The organism is Embleya sp. NPDC127516 (assembly GCF_044765325.1).
In the GTDB taxonomy this organism is placed as follows: domain Bacteria; phylum Actinomycetota; class Actinomycetes; order Streptomycetales; family Streptomycetaceae; genus Embleya.
On the sequence record NZ_JBIWJT010000010.1, the window covers coordinates 249944 to 272596 of the forward strand.

The 22653-nt window shown below is 71.4% G+C and carries 24 protein-coding genes; 15 read left to right on the forward strand and 9 right to left on the reverse strand.

The genetic code is table 11. The features are described from left to right. Window positions 1-88: 88 nt before the first annotated feature. Window positions 89-886, reverse strand: a complete 798-nt coding sequence (locus ACIRL2_RS21300) for an enoyl-CoA hydratase/isomerase family protein (RefSeq protein WP_395870516.1) — start codon at window positions 884-886, stop codon at window positions 89-91. Between the two features lie 304 nt (window positions 887-1190). Between ACIRL2_RS21300 and ACIRL2_RS21305 the strand changes: the two genes are divergently transcribed. Next, complete coding sequence (locus tag ACIRL2_RS21305; RefSeq protein ID WP_078976897.1) at window positions 1191-1358, forward strand: DUF3117 domain-containing protein; 168 nt, start codon at window positions 1191-1193, stop codon at window positions 1356-1358. A 106-nt stretch (window positions 1359-1464) separates the two neighbouring features. Here ACIRL2_RS21305 and ACIRL2_RS21310 read toward each other — a convergent pair whose 3' ends face one another. Further along, complete coding sequence (locus ACIRL2_RS21310) at window positions 1465-2151, reverse strand: O-methyltransferase (protein ID WP_395870518.1); 687 nt, start codon at window positions 2149-2151, stop codon at window positions 1465-1467. 325 nt (window positions 2152-2476) lie between these two features. Between ACIRL2_RS21310 and sigE the strand changes: the two genes are divergently transcribed. From sigE to ACIRL2_RS21335, 5 genes are all read left to right on the forward strand, one after another. Beyond that, window positions 2477-3094, forward strand: coding sequence for an RNA polymerase sigma factor SigE (gene sigE / locus ACIRL2_RS21315; RefSeq protein WP_052174094.1), 618 nt, complete (start codon window positions 2477-2479; stop codon window positions 3092-3094). A 104-nt stretch (window positions 3095-3198) separates the two neighbouring features. Beyond that, a complete protein-coding gene (locus tag ACIRL2_RS21320) occupies window positions 3199-3819 on the forward strand; it encodes an anti-sigma factor family protein (RefSeq protein ID WP_395870520.1) in 621 nt (206 codons plus the stop codon). Window positions 3820-4120: 301 nt separating this feature from the next. Next, a complete protein-coding gene (locus tag ACIRL2_RS21325) occupies window positions 4121-5938 on the forward strand; it encodes a trypsin-like peptidase domain-containing protein (RefSeq protein WP_402233989.1) in 1818 nt (605 codons plus the stop codon). Window positions 5939-6102: 164 nt separating this feature from the next. Beyond that, window positions 6103-6537: a sec-independent translocase gene (locus tag ACIRL2_RS21330; RefSeq protein WP_395870524.1), complete on the forward strand. Its 435-nt coding sequence runs from the start codon at window positions 6103-6105 to the stop codon at window positions 6535-6537. Window positions 6538-6836: 299 nt separating this feature from the next. Then, on the forward strand, window positions 6837-7481 hold the full coding sequence (locus tag ACIRL2_RS21335) for a hypothetical protein (protein WP_395870526.1): 645 nt from the start codon (window positions 6837-6839) through the stop codon (window positions 7479-7481). Between the two features lie 132 nt (window positions 7482-7613). Here ACIRL2_RS21335 and ACIRL2_RS21340 read toward each other — a convergent pair whose 3' ends face one another. Next, a complete protein-coding gene (locus ACIRL2_RS21340; RefSeq protein WP_395870528.1) occupies window positions 7614-8762 on the reverse strand; it encodes an Mrp/NBP35 family ATP-binding protein in 1149 nt (382 codons plus the stop codon). Window positions 8763-8836: 74 nt separating this feature from the next. Between ACIRL2_RS21340 and ACIRL2_RS21345 the strand changes: the two genes are divergently transcribed. From ACIRL2_RS21345 to ACIRL2_RS21355, 3 genes are read left to right on the forward strand one after another with little or no spacing between them, the layout of a single operon-like run. Continuing rightward, entirely contained in the window at window positions 8837-9748 is a 912-nt protein-coding gene (locus ACIRL2_RS21345) for an amidohydrolase family protein (RefSeq protein WP_402233991.1), read from the forward strand. 45 nt (window positions 9749-9793) lie between these two features. Continuing rightward, window positions 9794-10270 carry a macro domain-containing protein gene (locus ACIRL2_RS21350; protein WP_402233993.1) on the forward strand — a complete coding sequence of 159 codons (477 nt, stop codon included), beginning with the start codon at window positions 9794-9796 and terminating at the stop codon, window positions 10268-10270. 20 nt (window positions 10271-10290) lie between these two features. Continuing rightward, on the forward strand, window positions 10291-11532 hold the full coding sequence (locus ACIRL2_RS21355; protein WP_402233995.1) for a benzoate/H(+) symporter BenE family transporter: 1242 nt from the start codon (window positions 10291-10293) through the stop codon (window positions 11530-11532). Here ACIRL2_RS21355 and ACIRL2_RS21360 read toward each other — a convergent pair. The 3 genes from ACIRL2_RS21360 to ACIRL2_RS21370 all read right to left on the reverse strand — a co-directional run bounded on the left by ACIRL2_RS21360 (window position 11504) and on the right by ACIRL2_RS21370 (window position 14039). Continuing rightward, window positions 11504-12088, reverse strand: coding sequence for a TetR/AcrR family transcriptional regulator (locus tag ACIRL2_RS21360; RefSeq protein WP_402233996.1), 585 nt, complete (start codon window positions 12086-12088; stop codon window positions 11504-11506). The genes ACIRL2_RS21355 and ACIRL2_RS21360 overlap by 29 nt on opposite strands. 102 nt (window positions 12089-12190) lie before the next feature. Further along, complete coding sequence (locus tag ACIRL2_RS21365; RefSeq protein ID WP_395870536.1) at window positions 12191-12775, reverse strand: DUF1003 domain-containing protein; 585 nt, start codon at window positions 12773-12775, stop codon at window positions 12191-12193. Further along, on the reverse strand, window positions 12765-14039 hold the full coding sequence (locus ACIRL2_RS21370; protein WP_395870538.1) for a magnesium transporter MgtE N-terminal domain-containing protein: 1275 nt from the start codon (window positions 14037-14039) through the stop codon (window positions 12765-12767). Before ACIRL2_RS21370 ends, ACIRL2_RS21365 begins: the two co-directional genes overlap by 11 nt. Before the next feature lie 154 nt (window positions 14040-14193). Here ACIRL2_RS21370 and ACIRL2_RS21375 point away from each other — a divergent pair, with 154 nt between their 5' ends. Further along, entirely contained in the window at window positions 14194-15021 is an 828-nt protein-coding gene (locus tag ACIRL2_RS21375; protein WP_395870541.1) for a hypothetical protein, read from the forward strand. Between the two features lie 108 nt (window positions 15022-15129). Then, on the forward strand, window positions 15130-16074 hold the full coding sequence (locus ACIRL2_RS21380; protein WP_395870543.1) for a hypothetical protein: 945 nt from the start codon (window positions 15130-15132) through the stop codon (window positions 16072-16074). Between the two features lie 129 nt (window positions 16075-16203). On the opposite strand, the gene ACIRL2_RS21385 is transcribed toward ACIRL2_RS21380, so the two are convergent. Then, complete coding sequence (locus ACIRL2_RS21385; RefSeq protein WP_395870545.1) at window positions 16204-16728, reverse strand: hypothetical protein; 525 nt, start codon at window positions 16726-16728, stop codon at window positions 16204-16206. A gap of 148 nt (window positions 16729-16876) precedes the next feature. On the opposite strand from ACIRL2_RS21385, the gene ACIRL2_RS21390 reads away from it, so the two are divergent. Then, the gene (locus ACIRL2_RS21390) at window positions 16877-17845 is read left to right on the forward strand and encodes an HpcH/HpaI aldolase/citrate lyase family protein (RefSeq protein ID WP_391586794.1); all 969 of its coding nucleotides are present in this window, start codon (window positions 16877-16879) and stop codon (window positions 17843-17845) included. A 158-nt stretch (window positions 17846-18003) separates the two neighbouring features. On the opposite strand, the gene ACIRL2_RS21395 is transcribed toward ACIRL2_RS21390, so the two are convergent. Further along, the gene (locus ACIRL2_RS21395) at window positions 18004-18900 is read right to left on the reverse strand and encodes an RNA polymerase sigma factor SigF (RefSeq protein WP_395870547.1); all 897 of its coding nucleotides are present in this window, start codon (window positions 18898-18900) and stop codon (window positions 18004-18006) included. A 152-nt stretch (window positions 18901-19052) separates the two neighbouring features. On the opposite strand from ACIRL2_RS21395, the gene ACIRL2_RS21400 reads away from it, so the two are divergent. From ACIRL2_RS21400 to gltX, 3 genes are all read left to right on the forward strand, one after another. Continuing rightward, window positions 19053-19421: an STAS domain-containing protein gene (locus ACIRL2_RS21400; RefSeq protein ID WP_395870548.1), complete on the forward strand. Its 369-nt coding sequence runs from the start codon at window positions 19053-19055 to the stop codon at window positions 19419-19421. Window positions 19422-19507: 86 nt separating this feature from the next. Next, window positions 19508-19975 carry an ATP-binding protein gene (locus ACIRL2_RS21405; protein WP_395870550.1) on the forward strand — a complete coding sequence of 156 codons (468 nt, stop codon included), beginning with the start codon at window positions 19508-19510 and terminating at the stop codon, window positions 19973-19975. A gap of 129 nt (window positions 19976-20104) precedes the next feature. Next, complete coding sequence (gltX, locus tag ACIRL2_RS21410; RefSeq protein ID WP_395870672.1) at window positions 20105-21475, forward strand: glutamate--tRNA ligase; 1371 nt, start codon at window positions 20105-20107, stop codon at window positions 21473-21475. Window positions 21476-21543: 68 nt separating this feature from the next. Here the strand turns inward: gltX and ACIRL2_RS21415 are convergent, their stop codons facing one another. Further along, window positions 21544-22575 carry a hypothetical protein gene (locus ACIRL2_RS21415; protein ID WP_395870552.1) on the reverse strand — a complete coding sequence of 344 codons (1032 nt, stop codon included), beginning with the start codon at window positions 22573-22575 and terminating at the stop codon, window positions 21544-21546. Window positions 22576-22653 lie beyond the last annotated feature (78 nt).

Consider the following 22653-nt stretch of genomic DNA (forward strand, 5'->3'; position numbering starts at 1 on the left):
GCGTCGAGTGCGGTCCGCGCGTCGACACCGCGGACCGTCGTGCGCGACCCGAGGGTCCGCGCGGCGGTCCGCGCAGCCGGCACCGGGGTCAGCGGCCGACGAAGGTCGGCTTCTCCTTGGCCACGAAGGCCGCGACCGCGATCCGGTGGTCCTCGGAGCCACCCGCGCGCAGTTGCAGCTCGTCCTCCTTGGCGAGCGTGTCCACCAGCGAGTGGGACGCGCCGAAGGCCACCGACTCCTTGAGCGCGGCCAGCGCCACGGTCGGGCCGTCGGCCAGCCGGCGGGCCAGTTCGCGGGCCGCGCCGACGACCTCGTCGGCCGGGACCACTCGGTTGGCCAGGCCCAGTTCGAGCGCCTCGGCGGCCTTGACGGTGCGCGGCAACATCAGCAGCTCGACCGCCCTGGCCTGACCGACCAGGCGCGGCAGCGTCCAGGAAGCGCCGGAGTCGGCGGTCAGCGCGACCCCGGCGAACGCGGTGTTGAACCCGGCCGTGTCCGCCATGATCCGGAAGTCGCACGCCCACGCGATCGCCGCGCCGGCCCCCGCGGCGACGCCGTTGACCGCCGCGACCACCGGCTTGGCCATCGTCGCCAGCGCGGTCACCAACGGGTTGTAGTGCTCGCGCACGGTGGCGAAGGTGGCCTCGGGGCCGGTCTCCAACTGCCGGATGTGCGCCTTGAGGTCCTGGCCGGCACAAAACGCCCGACCGCTGCCGGTCAGCAGTACGGCTCGGACGGCGGGGTCCTCGGCCGCGCGGAGCACCGCGTCGCGCAAAGCGATCTTGGTCGGCTCGTCGAGCGAGTTCATCGCGTCCGGGCGGTTCAGCGTGACGGTCGCGACCCCGTCGGCGAGTTCGTAGAGCACATTGTCGGTCTTGTCGGCCATGGCCTGCCTCCGCATCGGATCCATCTCCGCAGGTGGGATGTGCACAGCATGCCGGACCGCCGTGCCGTGCCCACGCCCGGCCCTGACGGACCGTCAGCTCACTGCCGGGGCGGGATCGAGCCGGCGCGGAGCCGGGACGGACCATCTCATTTCAGTGCCGTACGGACGTGGTTCGAGAGGCCGACGGGACCCGATGTTGCTCACCCCACCGTTCGATGCGGGATAATGGTCCCTGATCAATGCTCTCGAAGACCGGTGGCCGGTTTGAGCACCGGTGCGTCGATATGCAGGAAGGGGAACGAGCATGGCGGCCATGAAGCCGCGGACGGGCGACGGCCCGCTCGAGGTGACCAAGGAAGGGCGGGGCATCGTCATGCGCGTTCCGCTTGAGGGCGGTGGACGGCTCGTAGTCGAGCTGTCGGCCGATGAGGCCGGTGCCCTGAGCGAGGCGCTGAAGAACGCCGTGGGCTGACCCCCAGGGGCGACGCCCTCGACGAAAGTCGTGATGCGACGGCCCCGGTCCGGACATGGAGACTCATGTCCGGACCGGGGCCGTCGGCATGCGCCGGCGGCGTCGATCAACTCCGACGGGCCGCGCACAGCAGGCCGTCGCCGACCGGGAGCAGGGCGGGCACGAGCGACTCGTGCTCACGGATCACCCGCAGCACGTCGCGCACCGCGGCGGTCTCCGCGTCCCGGTGCGCCGGATCGGCCACCCGGTCGCGCAGGAGCGCGTTGTCGAAGCACACCACGCCGCCGGGCCGCAGCAACCGCAGCGCCTCGGCCAGGTAGTCCAGGTACTCCAGCTTGTCGCCGTCGCAGAACACCAGGTCGTAGCCGCCGTCGGCGAGCCGGGGCAGCACTTCCAGGGCGCGGCCGGGGATGAAGCGGGCGCGTCCGCTGGGGAAGCCCGCCTCGGTGAAGGTCTCCTTGGCGAGGCGCTGGTTCTCCGGGTCGGCGTCGACCGTGGTGAGCACGCCGTCGGAGCGCATGCCGCGCAGCAGGTAGAGCCCGGAGACCCCGGTCCCGGTCCCGATCTCGGCGACCGCCTTGGCCTCGACCGCGGCCGCGAGGAAACGCAGCGCGGCGCCGGCGCCGGGACCTATCGGGAGCACGCCGACTTCCCGGGCGCGGGCGCGGGCGCCCGCGAGGACGGCGTCCTCGCCGACGTACTCTTCCGCGAACGCCCAGCTCGCCTGGCGATTGCCGGAAATGGCTTCCTCCTCTGTCCCGGCCCCCCGTACGCGTCCCGACGAGGCGGCCACCTGAGCGCAAGCGTATTACCGAGGGCTCGGCCGCCCGGTCGGGGAGCGCCGCACGAGTGCGCGCGGGCGGCGGCGACGAGATCCGTCGAGCGACCGGTGCGGGATCGGGGAACCGCGCCCGGGCGCGGTTCGTTGGCTCCCTCGGAAGACAGGTGAACACGAGGCTCGTGGTCTCGCGGCACCGAAGGTGGGTCGGATGTGGGCTCGGCGCCCTTATCCGGGCTTAACAGGCAGGACGCTTATGGTGGTTGCGCTACTCGGAAGAGGAGGTGTGGCAGTGGTCGACCACCGCGGGGAACAATCCTGTACCCGCGACGCGTCGCCGATGCCGGATCACGTGGCCGAAGCCGCAAACGCAATCAGCAGCCCAGCCCAGGCCGAATGGGTCCCGCCGTCGTGGGAGGACATCGTCCGAACCCACTCCGCTCGGGTCTATCGGCTCGCCTACCGCCTCAGCGGCAACCCGCACGACGCGGACGACATCACCCAAGAGGTGTTCGTCCGAGTGTTCCGATCGTTGTCGAGCTACACGCCCGGCACGTTCGAGGGTTGGCTGCACCGCATCACCACGAACCTTTTCCTCGACATGGTTCGGCGCCGTCAGCGCATCCGCTTCGAGGGTCTGGGCGACGACGCGGGCGAACGCCTCGCCGGTCGTGAGCTCTCACCCGCGCAGGCATACGACGACGCCCACCTGGACGCGGACGTCCAGCAGGCGCTGGATGCCCTCGCCCCGGAGTTCCGCGCCGCGGTCGTGCTGTGTGACATCGAGGGCCTGTCGTACGAGGAGATCGCCACCACGCTCGGAGTGAAACTCGGGACCGTGCGCAGCCGCATTCACCGCGGCCGGTCCCAGCTCCGTGCGGCGCTGCGGCATCGTGCTCCCCGGAACAAGGCAGGCCAGGAGACGGCTGCGGAGGTCCGGACCACGGTGCGGAGATGAGGGACCGTGACCAGTGAGCCCGGCGACCGCTTGGGCAGGGGGGTAGTGAGTGCGACACGGATGGGACGCACCGCGACCCGACGTGGGGCATGCGAGGTGGGGACATGAGCCACCTCGAGGACAAACTCGCCGCCTATGTGGACGGTGAGCTGGGCCATGAGGCCCGGGAGAAGGTGCTGGCGCACCTCGCCGAATGCGCGGACTGTCGCGTGGAGGCCGAGGAACAGCGCCAGGTGAAACAACTGCTCGGCAGGGTGCGACAGCCCGGTCCGTCGGACGATCTGATGGCACGGCTGCTGGCCATGGGCGAGCCCGACCAACCGTCGCCTCCGCCGCCCGCGTCGGGGGATCGCTTCACCTTCCCGACCGCCGGGCGACCGGCGGTCTCGGCACGTGCGCGCTCGCGCTCGACCGGTCCACGTGCCGGTCGGCCCGGCAACATGCCCGAGCGGGTGCGCCCGCCGGTGAGTCGGCGTCGGTTGACGTTCGCCGCCGCGGGCGCGTTCTCGATGATGGCCGTCGCGCTCAGCAGCGCGTTCGTGCCGGGCGGGACCAGCGGCGGTACCGAGGGACGCCCCGCGGCCCCGGCCGTGGAGCGTTATCTCGTGGAGCAGGCCGCCACCACGACCGCCCTGCCCGCGGGCTCGGCGTCGCGGCGTCCCGCGCCGGTGCTGGCCGGGACGCAGTTGACGGTCCCGATCCAGCCGGTCGACGCCCGGCGCTGAATTCGCCCGCGCCGGGCCGGCTCGTCGGCCCGGCGGGGCGTCACGCGTGTCCGGAGCCTGTCCGGACACGCGTTCGTCACGTGTTCGTGCGCCGGGCCGGGCCGAGCGGGAACGATTCGCCGCAGGCCCGGTCCGCGGCGCGGGCCGGGTGGGGCCGGTACGTTCGGCGGGTCGCGCGTGCGACGCGGCGGGGCGGGTATCCACTGCCGCCGGGACGACACCGACCGGCACGCGCAAGACTGTGGCCGTGCCGTGGAAGCAGCAGGTGTTCGGCACACCGGGAGCGGTAGGAAGGCACACGATGAGCGACGTATACGGCCGCGGGGGAGCGGAGCCGCCGCGAGGTGACGACGCGCCGGCCGGACCGGGACCCGATCACGACGCCGAACCGGCGGCCTTCCCGACCGGGACACCGCCCTCGCGGCGGCGGGAGGAGCCCGCGCCGGATCGATCCGCCGAGGCCGACCGGACCCCCGAGGTCCCGGCCGAGACCCCGCCGGGGCCTTCGGTCGAGCGTGGCCCCGACGCGGAGCCCGCCGCGTTCCCGACCCGCCCGTCGCCGGTCGCGGCCGAGCCGCCCGCGACCGGCGGCGCCCCGGCCGCGGCCGGGTCTTCCGCGCCGGCGGATCCGGCCGAGCCGGTCGCCGAGCCGGCGGCCGATCCCACCACCGAGCCGGCCGCGTTCGGGCCGCCCGTCCCGGATGTCCGGGAGGCGGTCACCGCCGAGGTGCCGGTCGTACACGGCACCGCCGAGATCCCGAGCGCGGACGATCCGGCCTACGACCCCTTCGCGCCGCCCCCGCAGCCGCCACCGCCCGCCGGGGCGCCGACCCGGCCGTGGCCGGGGCAGGCCGGTGGCTACGGGACACACCCGGGCACGGCACATCCGGGCTATGGGCCCTACGGGCCGTACCCCTCGTACGCCCCGCAGGCGGCCTACACGCCTTATCAGGCCGTGCCGTACGGCTATTCGGTGCCGGGGGACATGACCGGTGCCGGCGGGCCCACGGAGGACCTCGGCAAGCGCTACGGCCGCCGGCTGATCGTGTGGGCCGCGGTCCTCGCGCTGGTGGCCGGGCTGATCGGCGGCGGCATCGGCGCCTGGATCGCGGATCGCCACGACACCAAGGTCCGCCTCGGCGACCCGCCCCCGACCGGCCCCGCGCGGGGCAAGGACACCATCGCCGGACTCGCGGGCCGCACGCTGCCGGGGGTGGTGTACATCCACACCAAGACCGGCCGCGGCGAGGCCACCGGCACCGGTTTCGTGCTGGACACGGCCGGCGACATCCTGACCAACAACCACGTGGTCGAGGCGGGCGCGTCCGGCGGCACGATCACCGTGACCTTCAACGACGGCCAGCAGACCTCGGCGACCCTGGTCGGCCGGGACACCGGCTACGACCTCGCGGTGATCCGGGTGTCCGGCGTTCAGGGGCTGCACCCGCTGCCGCTGGGCAACTCCGACGGCGTCCAGGTCGGCGACCCGGTGATCGCCATCGGCGCGCCGTTCAACCTGGAGGGAACCGTCACCTCCGGGATCATCAGTGCCAAGGACCGCGCGGTCAGCGCGGGCACCTCGGGCAGCGACGTGTCCTACATCAGCGCGTTGCAGACCGACGCGCCGATCAACCCCGGCAACTCGGGTGGTCCGCTGATCGACGCGGCGGGCGCGGTGATCGGGATCAACTCGGCGATCCGCTCGGCCGGCGGCGGGCAGGGCAATCCGTTCGGGGCCCAGCAGGAGGCGGGCAGCATCGGCCTCGGCTTCGCCATCCCGATCAACCAGGCGCGTCGGGTCGCGCAGCAGTTGATCGACACCGGCAAGGCCTCGCACCCGGTGATCGGCGTCACATTGGATGTCGCGTTCCAGGGTGACGGTGCGCGGATCGCGCCGCAGGACGTCAAGGGCGCGCCGCCGATCCGGGCGGGCGGGCCGGCCGAGCGGGCCGGGCTCAAGCCGGGCGACGTGATCAAGGCGATCGACGGCCGCAAGGTGCACGACGCCAACGAGTTGATCGTGGCGATCCGGTCCAAGGCGCCCGGTGCGGTGGTCAAGCTCACCATCGAGCGGGACGGGACCGAGCGCACGGTCGACATGACCCTCGAAGCCGGATGACCCGGACATGACGTACGGATGTCCGGACGAACACATCTTCGGGGGATAGGCCGCAAACACCGGGTTCGATGCCGGCCGCCACCTTCCGCTTCCGGGGCCGACGACTACTCTGAGGGGGTTCGGTCGCCCGACCGAACCCCCTCGCGCAATCTCGTGGAGTCCAGGTGTTCGACGTCGGTGCACCCGAGATGGTCGCGCTCGTCATCCTCGCGATCGTGATCTTCGGTCCCGAGAAGTTGCCGAAGATGATCGGCGACGTGGCCCGCACCATTCGCAAGTTCCGCGAGTTCTCCTCCGGGGCCCGAGCGGACCTGAAGAAGGAACTCGGTCCGGAGTTCCAGGACATGCACCTCGAGGACCTCAACCCCAAGACCTTCGTCCGCAAGAACCTGATGGGCGACGGCGACGACCTGGGCATCAAGGAACTGCGCGACTCGCTCGGCAAGGACTTCGAGGACATCAAGGGCCTGGCGAGCGGCAGCCCGTACGACCCGGACGTGCCGGACACCTCGTACAGCCCGCCCTCGCTGCACAAGAACACCGCCGCCCCTCGGGTCGAGCCCGGCGAGCGCCCGCCGTACGACGCCGACGCGACCTGATCGCCGGCGCGACGCCCGGGACACACCTCGGTCGCCGTCGCCCCGACGCGGGTTCGAACGACGCCGCGCGCCGTCGCCGATTCCCGCCCCTTCCCGGCCCGACACGGTGCGGGGGCACACGCGCATTCGGGCAGTATGGCTTCCGGAGTACACGGGCGGTGTGTGGTCGGTGACTCGGCGGATACATGTATCGGACGGACGGTCCACCCGGAAGTCGCCGGGAGAGGTGGGCCCCGGACATGGCATACCGAGGCAGCCGGCGGCGCCGTCGCGCCGCGTGAGAGGACCTGAGGCGGAGCATGGACACAATCAGCCACGCGGGCGAGGCGTTGCCCGCCGACGAGGCCGGCAAGCCCGACCTGCTGGCGGAATACCTGGGCGCGGACTTCCCCTGGTACGGCCTGGACGAGGGCTGGAACGGGCGGCGTTGGTTGTCGTCGGTGTGCAGGGGCCGAGGCGCGATCGAGTACGGCACGCTCGGCCACGGCGATCTGCCCAGCCGGCGGCCCGGTGATCCGACACCCCGACGGTTCGTGTCCGTGGTGACCGTCCCGCAGCGGCCCAAGCGGCCGGCCGGGGACGGTACGGGGCAGATGGAGGCCACCTCGAAGTCGAGCGCGGCGTCACTCGCAGGGGTGGCGTTGCTCGCGGAGAGTTGGCCGTGGCAGTTGGATCGCACGACCCGCGCGGAGTGGCTGGATCAGCAGACCAACATCGCCTGGGACCTGTCCGACAATCTGACCGGATCGGGGTGGACGGACCTGGCCATCCCGGTGGACGGGGTGCCCTCGCGGTTCCGCTACCGGGAGTCGGCCTACGGCTGGGTGCTCGCGGGCGAGAGCGCGGGCGTCTACATCGGGGTGTACGGCCGCGGCGCGAGCGCGTACGGCCTGGGCCTGTCCCGCTCGGTGGACCTGAGCAGCTACGCGAGGCCGGATTCGTGAACCGCGGCGATGATCCCGGGGGCACGCGCGGGACCGGCCGCGCGTGACCCCGGGATCATCGCGGTGGAGCGCGATGCCCGGCCGGGCCGAAGCCGTGCCGGGCATCGTGGCGCGGGCCCCGGGACACGTCCTCTAGAAATTGCGCAGCGGGGTCAGGCCGAGTTGGAGGCCGGAGAGACCGCGCTCGCGTCCGCCGAGCTTGGCCGCGATCGCGGCGAGCGCGACGGCCGCGGGCGACTGCGGCGCGTCGATCACGACCGGCTTGCCGGTGTCGCCGCCCTCGCGCAGCCGGGTGTCGATCGGGATCGAACCCAGCAGCGGGACCTTGGTGCCGGTGGCCGCGGACAGGCCGTCCGCGACCCGCTGACCGCCGCCGGAGCCGAACACGTCGACCATCTCGCCGCAGTGCGGGCAGGGCAGGCCGGCCATGTTCTCGATCACACCGGCGATGGTCTGGCGGGTCTCCACCGCGATGGTGCCCGCGCGCTCGGCGACCTCGGCGGCGGCCTGCTGCGGCGTGGTCACCACCAGGATCTCCGCGTTCGGCACCAACTGGGCGACCGAGATGGCGATGTCGCCGGTGCCCGGCGGCAGGTCGAGCAGCAGCACGTCCAGGTCGCCCCAGTAGACGTCGGCGAGGAACTGCTGGAGCGCGCGGTGCAACATCGGACCGCGCCAGACCACCGGAGTGTTGCCCGGGGTGAACATGCCGATCGAGATGACCTTCACGCCGGACGCGGACGGCGGCATGATCATGTTCTCGACCTGGGTGGGCTTGCCCTCCGTGCCGAGCATGCGCGGCACCGAGTGGCCGTAGATGTCCGCATCCACGACGCCGACCTTGAGCCCCTGCGCGACCATCGAGGCGGCCAGGTTCACGGTCACCGACGACTTGCCCACGCCGCCCTTGCCGGAGGCCACCGCGTATACGCGGGTGAGCGAACCGGGTTGGGCGAACGGCACCTCGCGCTCGGCCTGACCGCCGCGCAGGTTGCTCGCGAGTTCCTTGCGCTGCGCGTCGCTCATCACGTCCAGCTCGACCCCGACCGAGGTGACGCCGGGCAGCGCGCCGACCGCGGTCTCGACCCGGCTGATGATCGTCTCGCGCATCGGGCAGCCGCTGACGGTCAGGTACACCCCGACCGCGACCCGCCCGTCGGCGTGGATCTCGACGGATTTGACCATGCCCAGTTCGGTGATGGGCCGGTGGATCTCGGGGTCCTGGACGGTCGCCAGCGCATCCTGGACGTCGTCCGCCGAGGGCAGGGTTGCAGAAGCCATACCGTGAGCTTACGACGCCCTCGGAAAAACTCTTTGAGAGCATCGACCTCCGAGCCGAATGGGGAGGTGGCCGTGTGACGACGGTGGCCGAGGAGACGCGCGTGGCCGGCTTCCGCCGGGAGTTGGGCCTGGCGTCGCTGATCGACGTGCACACGCACTTCATGCCGGGGCGCGTGCTGGACAAGGTGTGGGCGTACTTCGACGCGGCCGGTCCGCTGCTCGGCCGGCCGTGGCCGATCACCTACCGGCTGGACGAGGACGAACGGGTCGCCACGCTGCGCCGGTTCGGCGTCTCGGCGTTCACGTCGATGCTCTATCCGCACAAGCCCGAGATGGCCGCGTGGCTGAACGCGTGGGCGCGCGAGTTCGCCGACCGTACGCCGGACTGCCTGCACACCGCGACCTTCTTCGCGGAGGCGGGCGCGGCGAAGTACGTGCGCGAGGCGATCGACGCGGGTGCGGTGGTGTTCAAGGCGCACGTCCAGGTCGGCGGGTGGGATCCGGCCGATCCGCTGCTGGAGGACGTGTGGGGCACGCTCGCGGACGCCGGGGTGCCGGTGGTCGCGCACTGCGGGTCCGGGCCGGTGCCGGGCGCGCACACCGGGCCCGAGCCGATCGCCCGAGTGCTGGCCCGGCACCCCCGGCTGCGGCTGATCGTCGCGCACATGGGGATGCCGGAGTACGGCGCGTTCCTCGACCTCGCGGACCGCTACCCGGGGGTGCACCTGGACACCACGATGGCCTTCACCGACTTCGTCGAGGAGTTCACGCCCTTCCCGCCCGCCGATCGCTCCCGGTTGCGGGACGTGGGGGACCGGATCCTGTGGGGCAGCGACTTCCCGAACATCCCGTACGGCTACGCGCACGGGCTCGACGCGCTGGCCGGGCTCGACCTGGGCGACGACTGGCTGCGGGCGGTCTGCCACGACAACGCGGCCCGGCTGTTCGCCGCGGGGCTCTCCGGTCGAGCCCAACGCCGGTCGTAGGAAACGATTGCCGGCGCGTCGGCGCGGACGGCTACGTTGCCGCGCATGGCGACCGTCACGTATGTCCGAGGAGACGCCACCACGCCCCTGGGCAAGGGCGTCAAGGTGATCGCGCACGTGTGCAACGACCAGGGCGGCTGGGGCAAGGGCTTCGTGCTCGCGCTGTCCCGGCGCTGGTCCGAGCCGGAGGCCGACTATCGGCACTGGCATCGCGAGCGGGCCGGGAACGACTTCGGGCTGGGCGCGGTGCGTCTGGTCCGGGTCGACACCCACTTGTGGGTGGCCAACATGATCGGTCAGCACGGGATGCGTACCGGCAGCAAGGGACCGCCGGTGCGCTACGACGCGATCGACCGGGCGTTGGCCGAAGTCGGGCGCCGGGCCCTGGAACTGGGTGCCTCGGTCCACATGCCGCGAATCGGCTGTGGTCTGGCCGGGGGCAACTGGGGCAGGGTGGAGCCGCTCGTCCTGGAACGGTTGAGCGCGTGCGGTGTCCCGGTCACCGTCTACGACCACGACTGAACCACGAGGCGAGGCGCCCGGTGACTACGCGAACCACGGCGGACACGAAGCCGGCGTCGGCGGCGGGCAGGCCGAGCCTGTGGCGGGACGCGTCCTTCTCGGCCGTGCTCGCCGGCCTGATCGCGGTGCTGGTGTCCTACTCGGGGCCGCTGGTGATCGTGCTGTCCGCGGCCTCGGCGGGCGGGCTGACCCGGGAGCAGACCGGATCGTGGGTCTGGGCACTGTCCATCGGCAGCGGGCTGACCTGCCTGGGGCTGAGCCTGTACACCAGGATGCCGATCGTCACCGCGTGGTCCACGCCGGGCGCCGCGCTGTTGGTGACCAGCCTGGGGTCGTACTCCTACCCCGAGGCGATCGGCGCGTTCGTGGTCACCGGTGTGCTGATCACCGTGATCGGGGTGACCGGCGTGTTCGGCCGACTGATGCGGCGGGTGCCCGCCGCCGTGGTGTCCGCGATGCTGGCCGGGATCCTGTTCTCGTTCGGCACCGGGGTGTTCACCTCGGTCAAGTCCGCGCCCTGGACAGCCGGCGGCGTGCTGCTCGGCTACCTGCTCGCCAAGCGCTTCCTCCCGCGCTACGCGGTGCTCGTCGCGCTCGTGGTCGGGGTGGCCTGCTCGGCGGCGACGTCGCGGTTGCACGTGCGGATCGAGGCGTTCGAGATCGCCCGCCCGGAGTGGACCACGCCGCACCTGTCGGTGCCGGCCCTGATCGGCATCGCGGTGCCGCTCCTGGTGGCCACCCTCGCGTCCCAGAACGCGCCCGGGATGGGGGTGCTGGCCGCGTCCGGCTACACGCCGAACGACCGGGTGCTGATCGGCTCGACCGGGGCGGTGTCCACGCTGCTCGCGCCGTTCGGGTCGCACGCGATCAACCTGGCCGCGATCACCGCGGCGATCTGCACCGGCCCCGAGGCGCACCACGACCCCCGCAGGCGTTACGTCGCGGGGGTCTCGTGCGGGGTCTTCTATCTGATCGTGGGCATGTTCGGGTCGACGCTGGTCGCGCTGTTCGCGGGCCTGCCCAAGGAACTGGTGGCCGCGGTCGCGGGCGTCGCGCTGTTCGGCGCGCTGGCGAGCGGCCTCACCGGCGCGATGGCCGACGACGAGCACCGCGAGGCGGCGCTGATCACCTTCCTGGCCACCGCGTCCGGGGTCACCATCGGCGGGATCGGATCCGCGTTCTGGGGGCTGATCGCGGGTGTCCTGGCCCACGTGGTGCTGTCCTGGGGCCGGTTCAGCCCGCGGCGCGGCTCCCGCCCATGAGCAAGCGCATGCCCTCGGCGAGATCACGGCCGGTCGGGGCGGTCTCCGGCGCGAGCATCCACTGGCGGACCACGCCCACCAGCAGCGCCTGACACAGCGCCCCGACGGTGCCGGTCAGATGCTCGTTGCCCTCCTCGGGCACGCCCAGGAACACCGAGGCCAACCCGGACCGGCCCTCGTCCTGCGCCGCGGCGAGCACCTTGTGGATCTCCGGCAGGTCGTCGAGGTGGGCCAGGATCTCGAAGTTGGCGGCCCACATCATCCGGTGCGACTCCATCAGATCGATCACCCGCGTCCAGATCGCCTCGAAGCGCTCCAGCGGCGCGGACTCGGCGCCGACCGCGTCGACCAGCGCGGCGCTCAACTCGTTGCCCCACTCCTTGATCGACTCCAGCAGCGCCTGCTGCATCAGCGCGTCCTTGGACCCGTAGTGGTAGCCGATCGATCCGAGGTTGGTGCCCGACACGGCGACGATGTCGCGCGCGGTCGTGCGCATGTAGCCCTTCTCGTACAGACAACGTTTGGCGCCGGCCAGCAGGTCTTCGCGGTGTCCCATGGGGCGATGGTAACCGGGGATTAGACAAATGTCTTACACAAGTGACTCATACGCGTGTATGAAGAAGTTCGACCCCGCCGTCGACCTGGATCCGGTGCCGGCTCAGGGATGTTCCGGGTCCGGCGGCGGCTGCTGCCGGGTCAGGTGCGCGTCGGTGACGTCGCGTCCCATCAGCCACCCGTCGGTCTCCCGTCGCTCGTCCAACTCCTTGAGCATGGACTGGAGTTCCGAACGCAGGAAGTCCCGGGTGGCGACCTCGCCGAGGGCGATCCGCAGTGCCGCGACCTCGCGGGTCAGATATTCGGTGTCGGCGATGTTGCGCTCGTTGCGGGCCCGGTCCTGCTCCAGGTTGACCCGGTCCCGGTCGTCCTGCCTGTTCTGCGCGAGCAGGATCAGCGGCGCCGCGTAGGACGCCTGGAGGGACAGTGCCAGGGTCAGGAAGATGAACGGGTACTCGTCGAAGCGCAGCGCCGGCGGCACGAAGATGTTCCAGCCGATCCACACGATCACCGTGGCGGTCATGTAGACCAGGAACCGACCGGTGCCCAGGAAACGGGCGATCCGCTCGGAGAACCGGCCGAACGCCTCCGGGTCGTACGCGGGCAGCAGCGGACGCCGCCCCGGATCGCGCGGTTGATCCAGGCGCGGGCGGCGGCGCTTGTCGGCGCTCGTGCTCTCACGAGCCACGGCGGACACCCCCGTCTCCGTGTATGGCGCCCTCGCGCCAGTCCTCGGGCAGCAGATGGTCGAGCACGTCGTCGACGGTGACCGCGCCGAGCAGGTGGTCGTCCTCGTCCACCACCGGCGCCGCGACCATGTTGTACGCGGCCAGGAAGCTGGTCACCTCGGCGAGCGGGGTGTCCGGGCGCAGCGGCATCAGGTCGGTGTCCAGCACCGCGCCGACCAGGGTGAACGGCGGATCGCGCAACAAGCGCTGGAAGTGCACCGTGCCCAGGTACTTCCCGGTCGGCGTCTCGGTCGGCGGCCGGCACACGTAGACCTGACTGGCCAGGGCCGGCGAGAGGTCGGCGTTGCGCACGTGGGCGAGCGCCTCGGCGATGGTGGCGCCGGGTTCGAGCACGATCGGCTCGGTGGTCATCATGCCGCCGGCGGTGTCCTCGACGTAGGTCAGCAGCCGGCGCACGTCCTCGGCCTCCTCCGGCTCCATCAGGCCGAGCAGGCGTTCCGCGGTGTCCTCGGGCAGCTCGGAGATCAGGTCGGCCGCGTCGTCCGGGTCCATCGCCTCCAGCACGTCGGCCGCGCGCTCCTCCTGGAGCTGGCCCAGGATCTCCACCTGGTCGTCCTCGGGCAGTTCCTCCAGCACGTCCGCGAGCCGGTCGTCGTCGAGCGCCGCGGCCACCTCGGCGCGGCGCTTGGCGGAGAGGTTGTGCAGCACGTTCGCCAGGTCGGCGGGCCGCAATTGCTCGAAGGTGGCGAGCAGGTTGGCCGCGCCCTGCTGGTCCTCGGGGCGCTCGAAACCGACCACCGCGTTCCAGTCCACGGTGATCGTCTCGCCGCGTCGCCGGCGCAGGCCGGAGGTGCCGCCCTTTTGCACGAAGAGCTTGGAGATCAGCCAGTCGCGACCGCGTCCGAGCGCCATCGCGACGTCCAGCACGGTCACCGGCTCGTCGGTCTCGGCCAGGCTCACCCGGCGATCGAGCATCTCGGCGAGCACCAGCGTCTCGCTCGGCCGTTGCTCGAAGCGGCGCATGTTGACCAGCCCGGTGGTGATCACCTCGCCGGTCTCCACGCTGGTCACCCGGGTCATCGGGACGAAGATCCGCCGACGGGTGGCCACCTCGACGACCAGGCCGAGCACGCGCGGGGGGAGCTGGGCGGTGCGCAGCATCACCACCACGTCGCGCAGCCGGCCGACGTGGTCGCCGTTGGGGTCGAACACGGCCACGCCCGCCAGGTGCGAGATGAACACCCGCCCGGATGACGCACCCATGCCGTGGTCCCTCCGTCGCCGATGTGTATGCCCGCTCGGGCCGATCCGCGGCCGATCCGCGCGGTCGTTCCTCGTATGCCCCCGGACGGTCAGGCTACCGGTCGACGTGGGCATGATCACGACACCTCGCGCCCGGCTCAGTACAGTGCCGCCCGTGCGCTTGCCTCAGACGAAGACCACGATCGCCCTCCTGGCCGCCTGCGTCCTCACCGGCACGGCGTGTTCGAAGGCGGAGACCGGACTCGGCTCGGAATCCGCGGATTCCATCGCCGGCAAGTCCAAGGCGGCGGCCGCGACGGCCGTCGCGGTCCACGTGCAGGGCGTGTGGCGGATCCAGACCCAGGAGTTCCGGATCGATCTGCGGCTCAAGCGCGAGGGAGGGGTGGGCACCGTGGTCACCGCGGACAGCACCATCGAACTGCTGCGGATCGGCGAGGACCTGTTCGTGCGCGGCGACGCCCGGCTGTATCGGGGCCGGGACGGGCGCGGGGGGACCGACGTCGAGGAGTCGGCCCAGACGCTGCGGGACAAGTTCGTCAAGGTGCCGCCCGCCGATCCCAGCTACGCGCGGCTGTCCGGGTTCACCCGGATGCAGGACATGATCACCGATCTGATCCGGCTCAACGGCAAGCTCAAGAAGGACGGCCGGGAGAAGATACGCGGCGCCGAGTCACTCAAGGTGGTGGCCGACCGGGGGCGCGGCGGCGAACTGCGGGTGGCGCTGAAGGGGACCCCGTTCCCGCTCAAGTACATTCCTTCGCCGAGCGGCGGATCGCTCGAACTGTTCGAGTACAACCAGGACTTCCCGCTGGTGTTGCCCAAGCCCGACGACGTGCTCGACTACGGGTCGATGACCGACGGCAAGGAACCGTCGGACAAGTCGCCGGACAAGTCCCCGGTCAAACCCTCGGGTCAGCCCTCCGGAAAACCCTCGGGTCAGCCCTCGGGCAAGCCCACCGGGCCGGTGCCGGGTACCGACTGAGGCGGGGGATTCCGGCTCCGGGATACCGTTTCCCGCAGGACGTCGACGCGGGCGTGCGTCGATCAGGTCAGCGAACCAACGAGACATCGAACGACGAGGAACCCAACGGTGGATCACGTGCGGCGCGGCTTCGTGGTGGCGACGGCTGTATCGGTCACGGTGCTGGCCGCCGGGTGCAGTGCGGGACGGCCCGCACACCGCTCGTGGCAGGCGCCGGTGGACGAGCCGACGGCGGGTGCGCCGCTCGGCAACCAGGTGGACGGGCTGGACCCGGCGGCGATCCTTCAGCGTGCCCAGGCCGCGACGGCCGCCGCGAAGTCCGTGCACGTCAAGGGCGAACTGGCGGTCCCGGGCGCGTCCGGCAGGCCGGCCAAGCCGTTCAGCGTGGACATGCGCTTCACCAGCACCGGCAGCGAGGGCCAGATCGTCGAGGACAACACGACCGCGTACATCACCCGGGTGCAGAACCAGGTCTGGTTCCGGGGGGACGCGAAGTTCTGGTCCAAGGTCGAGGGCAACGGCAGCGAGACGGCCAACCACGACAAGTACGTACAGGTCCCCTCCGGGGACAAGAAGTACGGCGGCATCGTGGAGAACACCTACGTCGAGCGGCTGACCAACAAGCTGATGGGCAAGCCGGGCAAGCTGGAGAAGGGCGCGGTCAAGCAGGTCAACGGCCACAAGGCGATCGCCCTGGAGAATCGCACGCCGGGCGCGGGCGGCACCATCTGGGTGGCCACCGAGGGCGCCCCGTACCTGCTGCGGATGGAGTCGGCCCAGGACGCGAAGCAGACCGGCGCGTTCGACTTCCTCGGCTACGGCGAACGGGTCGACGTGCACGCGCCGGAGCCCAAGGACGTGGTGGACAAGGACCTGACCACCCAGGGCCGCCCGACCGGCGGCAGCAACGGCACCTCGACCGGCGGCTCGAGCACGCGGCCGCCGACGACCGGCGCGCCCACGAGTTCCACCACGCGCCGCCCCGACATCGGCCGGACCGGCAAGCCGCCGGTCCCCGCCGGCCTCAAGCACGACCCGGTGTTGTTCTTCTGATCGGGCGTCGGGCCCACCCGGGGCGGCCTCATCCGGTGCGGGCCCACGGCTCACCCGAGGCGGCTCCGTCGCCGCGCCCGACGTCCCGCGGACGGTCGGCGCCCGGGCCCGGCCCGGGGGCACCGACTGTCAGCCGCGCCGGCGCAGGCGGCCGATCGACAGGTTGAACGGGGACGCGCCGCGCGTCACGGCCGGCGACCCGACCGGAACGGTGCGTCCGGCGTCCCGGGGCAGATCCCGGGCCGGGCCGGTCGGGGTCAACCGGATCAGGTCGCACTCGCGTTTCCAGCGGGCCGGCTGCTCCTCGCCGTCGGGCGCGTTCAACCGGGCCGCGTGCAGGGCCAGCACGGCCGGCTCCCACGCCGGGTCGTCCGGTGCCACCACGGCGACCCGGGCGGTCCAGCCGGGCAGCCGGCCGCCCTTGTCCTTGCTGCGCAGGTCCACGAGCGCCTCGGCGGCCTCGGCCAGGCCGGGCACGAACTGCTCGACCGCGCCGTCCGCGCGGGCCGTCACCAGCCACGACGCGCCGTCCAGCCACACGTGCCAGACCGGGCGGGCGGGTGCGGTGCCGACCGTGAGCCAGAGCAGGCCGGACTTCTTCGCGGCTTCCTCGCGCAGCGCGTCCGCTTCCGGGAGTGCGTCGGTGTCCGTCATGCGCCACAGCGTCCCACAACGCGCGGGCGCGGAACGTGGTCCCGCCCCGGCGACGTGCGAGGCCGAACGTGCGCCACCTCATAGCCCGCCAGGGGTGACCCGTCGGTAACCTGACCGCACGATCCGCAGCACTGGGAGGACCAGAGACATGGCCGCCACATCGCGTAGCTTGCGTTCCCGCCGTTCCTGTATGGCTGTGCCCGGCAGCAACCCGCGCTTCATCGAGAAGGCGCAGGGGCTTCCGGTCGACCAGGTGTTCCTCGACCTCGAGGACGCCTGCGCCCCGCTCGCGAAGGAGGGCGCGCGGCACACCATCGTCGACGCGCTCAACAACGGCGACTGGGGGAATCGGATCCGCGTCGTGCGGGTCAACGACTGGACCACCCACTGGACCTACCGCGACGTGGTCACCGTCGTGGAGGGCGCGGGGGCCAACCTCGACGCCATCATGCTGCCGAAGGTCCAGGACGCCGGCCAGGTCAAGGCCCTGGACCTGCTGCTCACCCAGATCGAGAAGACGGTCGGCCTGGAGGTCGGCCGGATCGGCATCGAGGCGCAGATCGAGAACGCCCGAGGACTGGTCAACGTCGACGAGATCGCCGCCGCGTCGCCGCGCGTGGAGACCATCATCTTCGGCCCGGCCGACTTCATGGCGTCGATCAACATGAAGTCCCTCGTGGTCGGCGAGCAGCCGCCGGGCTACGACACCGGCGACGCGTACCACTACATCCTGATGCGGATCCTGATGGCCGCGCGGGCCAACGACCTCCAGGCGATCGACGGCCCCTACCTCCAGATCAAGGAGGTCGACGGCTTCCGCCGGGTGGCCGGCCGCTCGGCCGCGCTGGGCTTCGACGGCAAGTGGGTGCTGCACCCCGGCCAGATCGACGCCGCGAACGAGCTGTACTCGCCGACCCAGGCCGACTACGACCACGCCGAGATGATCCTCGACGCGTACGACTGGTGCACCTCGGCCGAGGGCGGCATGAAGGGCGCCGCGATGCTCGGCGACGAGATGATCGACGAGGCGTCGCGCAAGATGGCCCTGGTGATCTCGGCCAAGGGTCGCGCGGCGGGCATGCAGCGTACGCAGAAGTTCGAGGCCCCCAAGGGCTGAGTCCGGCCCCGGTGACCCGGGCCGGTGCTCCGGTGCCCGGGCGGTGACGCGACGAAGGGGCGGCACCCGATCGGTGATCGGGTGCCGCCCCTTCGTGTCGCATCGGCCGTGTCGCATCCGCGCGGCGCGGCGGCTCCCGGGGCGCGCCGCGGCCCGGCTCAGCTCTCGGTGAGCAGACCCGCGCGCAGAGTGCCGAGCGTGCGCGACAGCAGCCGAGAGACGTGCATCTGGGAGATGCCCAGTTGCTCGCCGATCTCGGACTGGGTCTTGCCGCCGAAGAAGCGCAACATCAGGATGTGCTTCTCGCGCGGCGGGAGCGCGGCGATCAGCGGCTTGAGCGACTCTCGGTTCTCCACCAGTTCGATCGCGTCGTCGTCCGCGCCGAGCCGGTCCATCGGAACCGCGGCGTCGTCGCCGGCGCCCGCGGGGGTGTCCAGCGACGAGGCGCTGTAGCCGTTCGAGGCGATCATGCCCTCGACGACCTCCTCGCGGGAGACGTCCAGGAAGTCCGCCAACTCGGCGACGGTGGGCGCCCGTTCCAGGCGCCGGCCGAGCTCGTCGCTCGCCTTCGCCAGCCGCAGCCGCAACTCCTGGAGTCGGCGCGGAACCCGGACGGACCACGAGGTGTCCCGGAAGAAGCGCTTGATCTCGCCGAGGATGGTCGGCATCGCGAAGGTCGGGAACTCCACCTCGCGCTCGGTGTCGAAGCGGTCGATCGCCTTGATCAGCCCGATCGTGCCGACCTGGACGATGTCCTCCAGCGGCTCGCTGCGGGTGCGGAAGCGAGCCGCCGCGAAGCGCACCAGCGGCAGGTTGAGTTCGATGAGGGTGTTGCGCACGTACTGGTACTCGTGGGTGCCCTCTTCCAGCCGGTTCAGCCGCCGGAAGAGTGTCTTCGAGAGCGCGCGCGCGTCGGCGGCGCCCATCGATCCGATCTCGTCGTCGTCGAATTCACGCGCGAGTTCGCACAGATCCAGCTCTTCTGCCCCGGTGTCCGTCGCCGGTGGCCGCTGTGACCCCCGGACCTGCATCTCGGCTTCGAGCTGTACTGCCATGCCTCCCCCTCGTCACGCTTTTGAGGTCTCTCCCGTGCGCCTAACCCGGATGGGGGAGAGCAAACACCATCCACCCGAAAAACTTGTGCGGGCAAGCCGACCCCCCGCATTCGGGGGCGGTCGTCTATCGTGTGCCCGGGCCGGAGTACTCGATGGGCAAAGGGCAGCAGGAGGCTGGCATGCAGGGCGGCTTGACGGTGTCGGTGAGCACCAATGGCACCTCTGCGATCGTTACGGTCGCCGGTGAGATCGACGTGGACAGTGCCGCCGCGGTGCGGGACCGCCTGTTCGAGTGTGTCGAGCAGGGCAGTACGCGTCTGGTGATCGACTGCTCGGACCTCGATTTCTGTGATTCGACCGGGCTGAACGCGTTTCTCGCCGCCCGGCTGCGCGCGCAGGCCGCGGGAGGAGCCGTCCACCTCGTGGGCGTTCAACCCGCTGTTGCGCGGGTATTCGAGATCACCGGTGCGGTACAGGGGTTCACTTTCCACGAGACCCTGGCAGAGGCGGTCGGAGAGTAGCCCGTGACTTCTGGTGTCCTCCAGCGGGATGCGGGCAACTATCACCGCGTAGCAGCGTGAGCGAGGTGAGCCAGTAGATGTGCGCCATGCGATCGCAGGCGCCCGGCGACGGGGGCGCCTGCTTCTCCACACCACCGCTTCGTCAGGTGCGGAGATTGCCGTTCGAGGGCGCGAAGGGGGCGGTGGCGCGGTCGAGGACGTTCATCCGCAACACGCTCCACGCGTACGGATGGTCGGGTTCCCAGGACGAGCAGGTGATGCTGACCGCCGACGACGTGCTGCTCGTCGCGGTCGAGCTGGTCACCAACGCGTGCCTGCACGCGGGCGGTCCGGTGGAGTTGCGCGTCGTGCGGACGAGCGAGCTGTTGCGGATCGAGGTGGACGACCGCAGCGAGGAGCCGCCGCAGGCACGTGCTCCGCATTCGGGGACACGACCGGGCGGACACGGACTGCACATCATCCGGCGGCTGACGCTGGACTGGGGGGTGGTCGTGCACCAGGGCGACGGGAAGACCGTGTGGGTGGACATGCCCGTCCCCGAGGTGATGCGCTGAATCGGACGCCTGCTCGCGGGGTGCGGTGCCGAGCCGGATACCGGCCCGAACCCGGTGCGCTCGGCGGATACCCTGGAGCACATGTCTGCCTCTTCGGTTCGTGTTCGCTTCGCTCCCTCTCCCACCGGCATGTTCCACGTCGGTGGCGCTCGTTCCGCGCTGTACAACTGGGCCGTCGCGCACAAGGCCGGCGGCACGTTCGTGCTGCGTGTCGAGGACACCGACGAGGCGCGGAACCGGCCCGAGTGGACCGAGGGCATCATCGGCGCGCTCGCGGCGATCGGCATCAACGCGTCCGACCCGGCCTTCGAGGGCCCGTACTTCCAGTCGCAGAACACCGCGTTGCACCGCGAGAAGGCGGTCGAGCTCTTCGACGCGGGCCGCGCGTACTACTGCGACTGCACGCGTGAGGACCTGGAGGCCCGGACCGGCTCCAAGCACCTGGGCTACGACGGCTTCTGCCGCGACCGCGGGCTGCCCGCGGGCGAGGGGCGCGCACTGCGCTTCCGTACGCCGGACGAGGGCGTCACGGTGGTGGCCGACCTGGTCCGCGGCGACACCGAGTTCCCGAACGCCTCGCTGGAGGACTTCGTGGTGGCCCGGGGCAACGGCTCGGCCGTGTTCCTGCTGGCGAACGTGGTCGACGACGTCGACCAGCGGATCACCATCGTCATCCGCGGCGAGGAGCACCTGTCCAACGCGGCCAAGCAGCAGCTGTTGTGGGAGGCGCTGGGCGCGACCGCGCCGCAGTGGGCGCACCTGCCGGTGATCGTCAACGAGAAGCGGCAGAAGTTGTCCAAGCGTCGGGACAAGGTGGCGCTGGAGTCCTACCTGGACGAGGGCTACCTGCCCGAGGCGCTGGTGAACTACCTCTTCCTGCTCGGCTGGGGCCCGAAGGACGACGTGGAGATCCGGCCGTACGCGGAGCTGGAGCAGCTCTTCGACCTGCGGGACGTGAACAAGTCGTCGGCGTTCTTCGACGTGAAGAAGTTGTCCTCGTTCAACGCCGACTACATTCGCGCGCTGGACGCGGACGCGTTCGTGAAGGCGTGCGAGCCGTGGGTGCTCGGGGAGAAGGCGCCGTGGGCGAAGGAGGCGTACGACCCGGCGGTGTTCGCCGAGGTCGCGCCGCTCGTGCAGACCCGGATCACGGTGCTCGACGAGGTCCCGATGTACGTGGACTTCCTGTTCCTGGACGCGCCCGCCGAGGACGAGGCGGCCTGGGCCAAGGCGATGAAGCCGGGCGCCGCGGACGTGCTGGCCAGTGCGCGCGAGGAGCTCGCGGGGGCCGAGTGGAACGTGGACGCGCTCAAGGCCGCGGTCGAGGCCGCGGGTGCCGCGCACGGCCTGAAGTTGTCCAAGTCGCAGGCCCCGGTCCGGGTCGCGGTGACCGGTCGCACGATCGGCCTGCCCCTGTTCGAGTCGCTCCAGGTACTCGGCCGCGACCGGGTCCTGTCCCGCATCGACGCGGCGCTGGCCAGGTTGGCGACGGCGCAGTAGTCGCCGCACCGGAACACGGCGGGCCCGCACACCGGGAAACGGGTGGGCGGGCCCGCCGGGGCGGCGGGTCAGCTCAGTGACAGGGTCAGTGTGGTGTCGTAGGCACCGGGCTGCTGCATCGCGGGTACGGCGAGCGAGATCGATGCCTTGGCGATGAACGCGCCGCCGGTTCGCGGGGCGTTCGGCGTCGACGCCAGCACGGATCCGCCGGCGATCCGGCCGGGCGTGCCGGGCACCGCGACGCTCAGGCCGCCCGGCGCGCTCTCCACCGCCGGTACCCAGGTGAAGTGATCGGCCGGAATCCGGCCGCCGTCCGGTGAGGTGAAGTCGCCGATGTCGGCGGTGAGCGTCCAGCCGAGCGAGCCGCCGCGCACGTCGGTGACGGTGATCGGGTTCAGCGGGCCGGACATGGTCTGCGCGCGGGTGCTCACCGCGCCGCCCACGAGTCGGATGCCGTCACCCTGCTGGGAGATGGTCAGCCCGCCGGTGCCGATCACGCCGGTGATGTGCTGGGACACCGTGCCGGCGCCGGAGTCGGCACCGACCGTCAGAGTGCGCGAGACGGCCGGTGGCACGACCGGGGCGCAGTCGATCAGCGTCCCCCCGATGCCCTCCGCGGTCACCGTGTAGGTGCCCGGGGTGAGCGTGACCGGGCCGCTTCCGGGGATCGTGAACGTGCCGGTGAGATCGGTGAGTTCAAGGGAGCCGGAGGGATTCTCCGGCGCCGGGCGGCCCTGACCGCGTACCCCGAAGGCGGTGTGCTGCGAGCCGCCCACGTTCACGGCGGCCTCTGCGTAGAACGGGATCGAGTCGATGTGCGGCATTCCCGGATACTTCGGCTGCGTACCCCAGTGCCAGGTGACGGTGACCGTTTCGCCCGGGTTGTAGGTCGGCTTGTCCGGGCTGACGACCAGGTCCACGTCGAACGCGTCTTCCGGGAACCGTATGCCGAGGATGGAGGAGGAGCATCGCTCCTGGTACGTGATGGTGTCCGCCTGTGCGGGTGCCGCCGACGTCAGGCCGACGGCCGCGACGACGATCGCCGTCGCGCAAGCCGCCAGGACGCGACGGGCCGAGTTTCTCTGGTTTCTCTTGAACACGGATTTCCTTGCCGGAGTCGGGAATCGATCGGTGCCAAGGCGCGGTGGGGACCGGGTTGGTTCCGAGCGGGTCCCCGA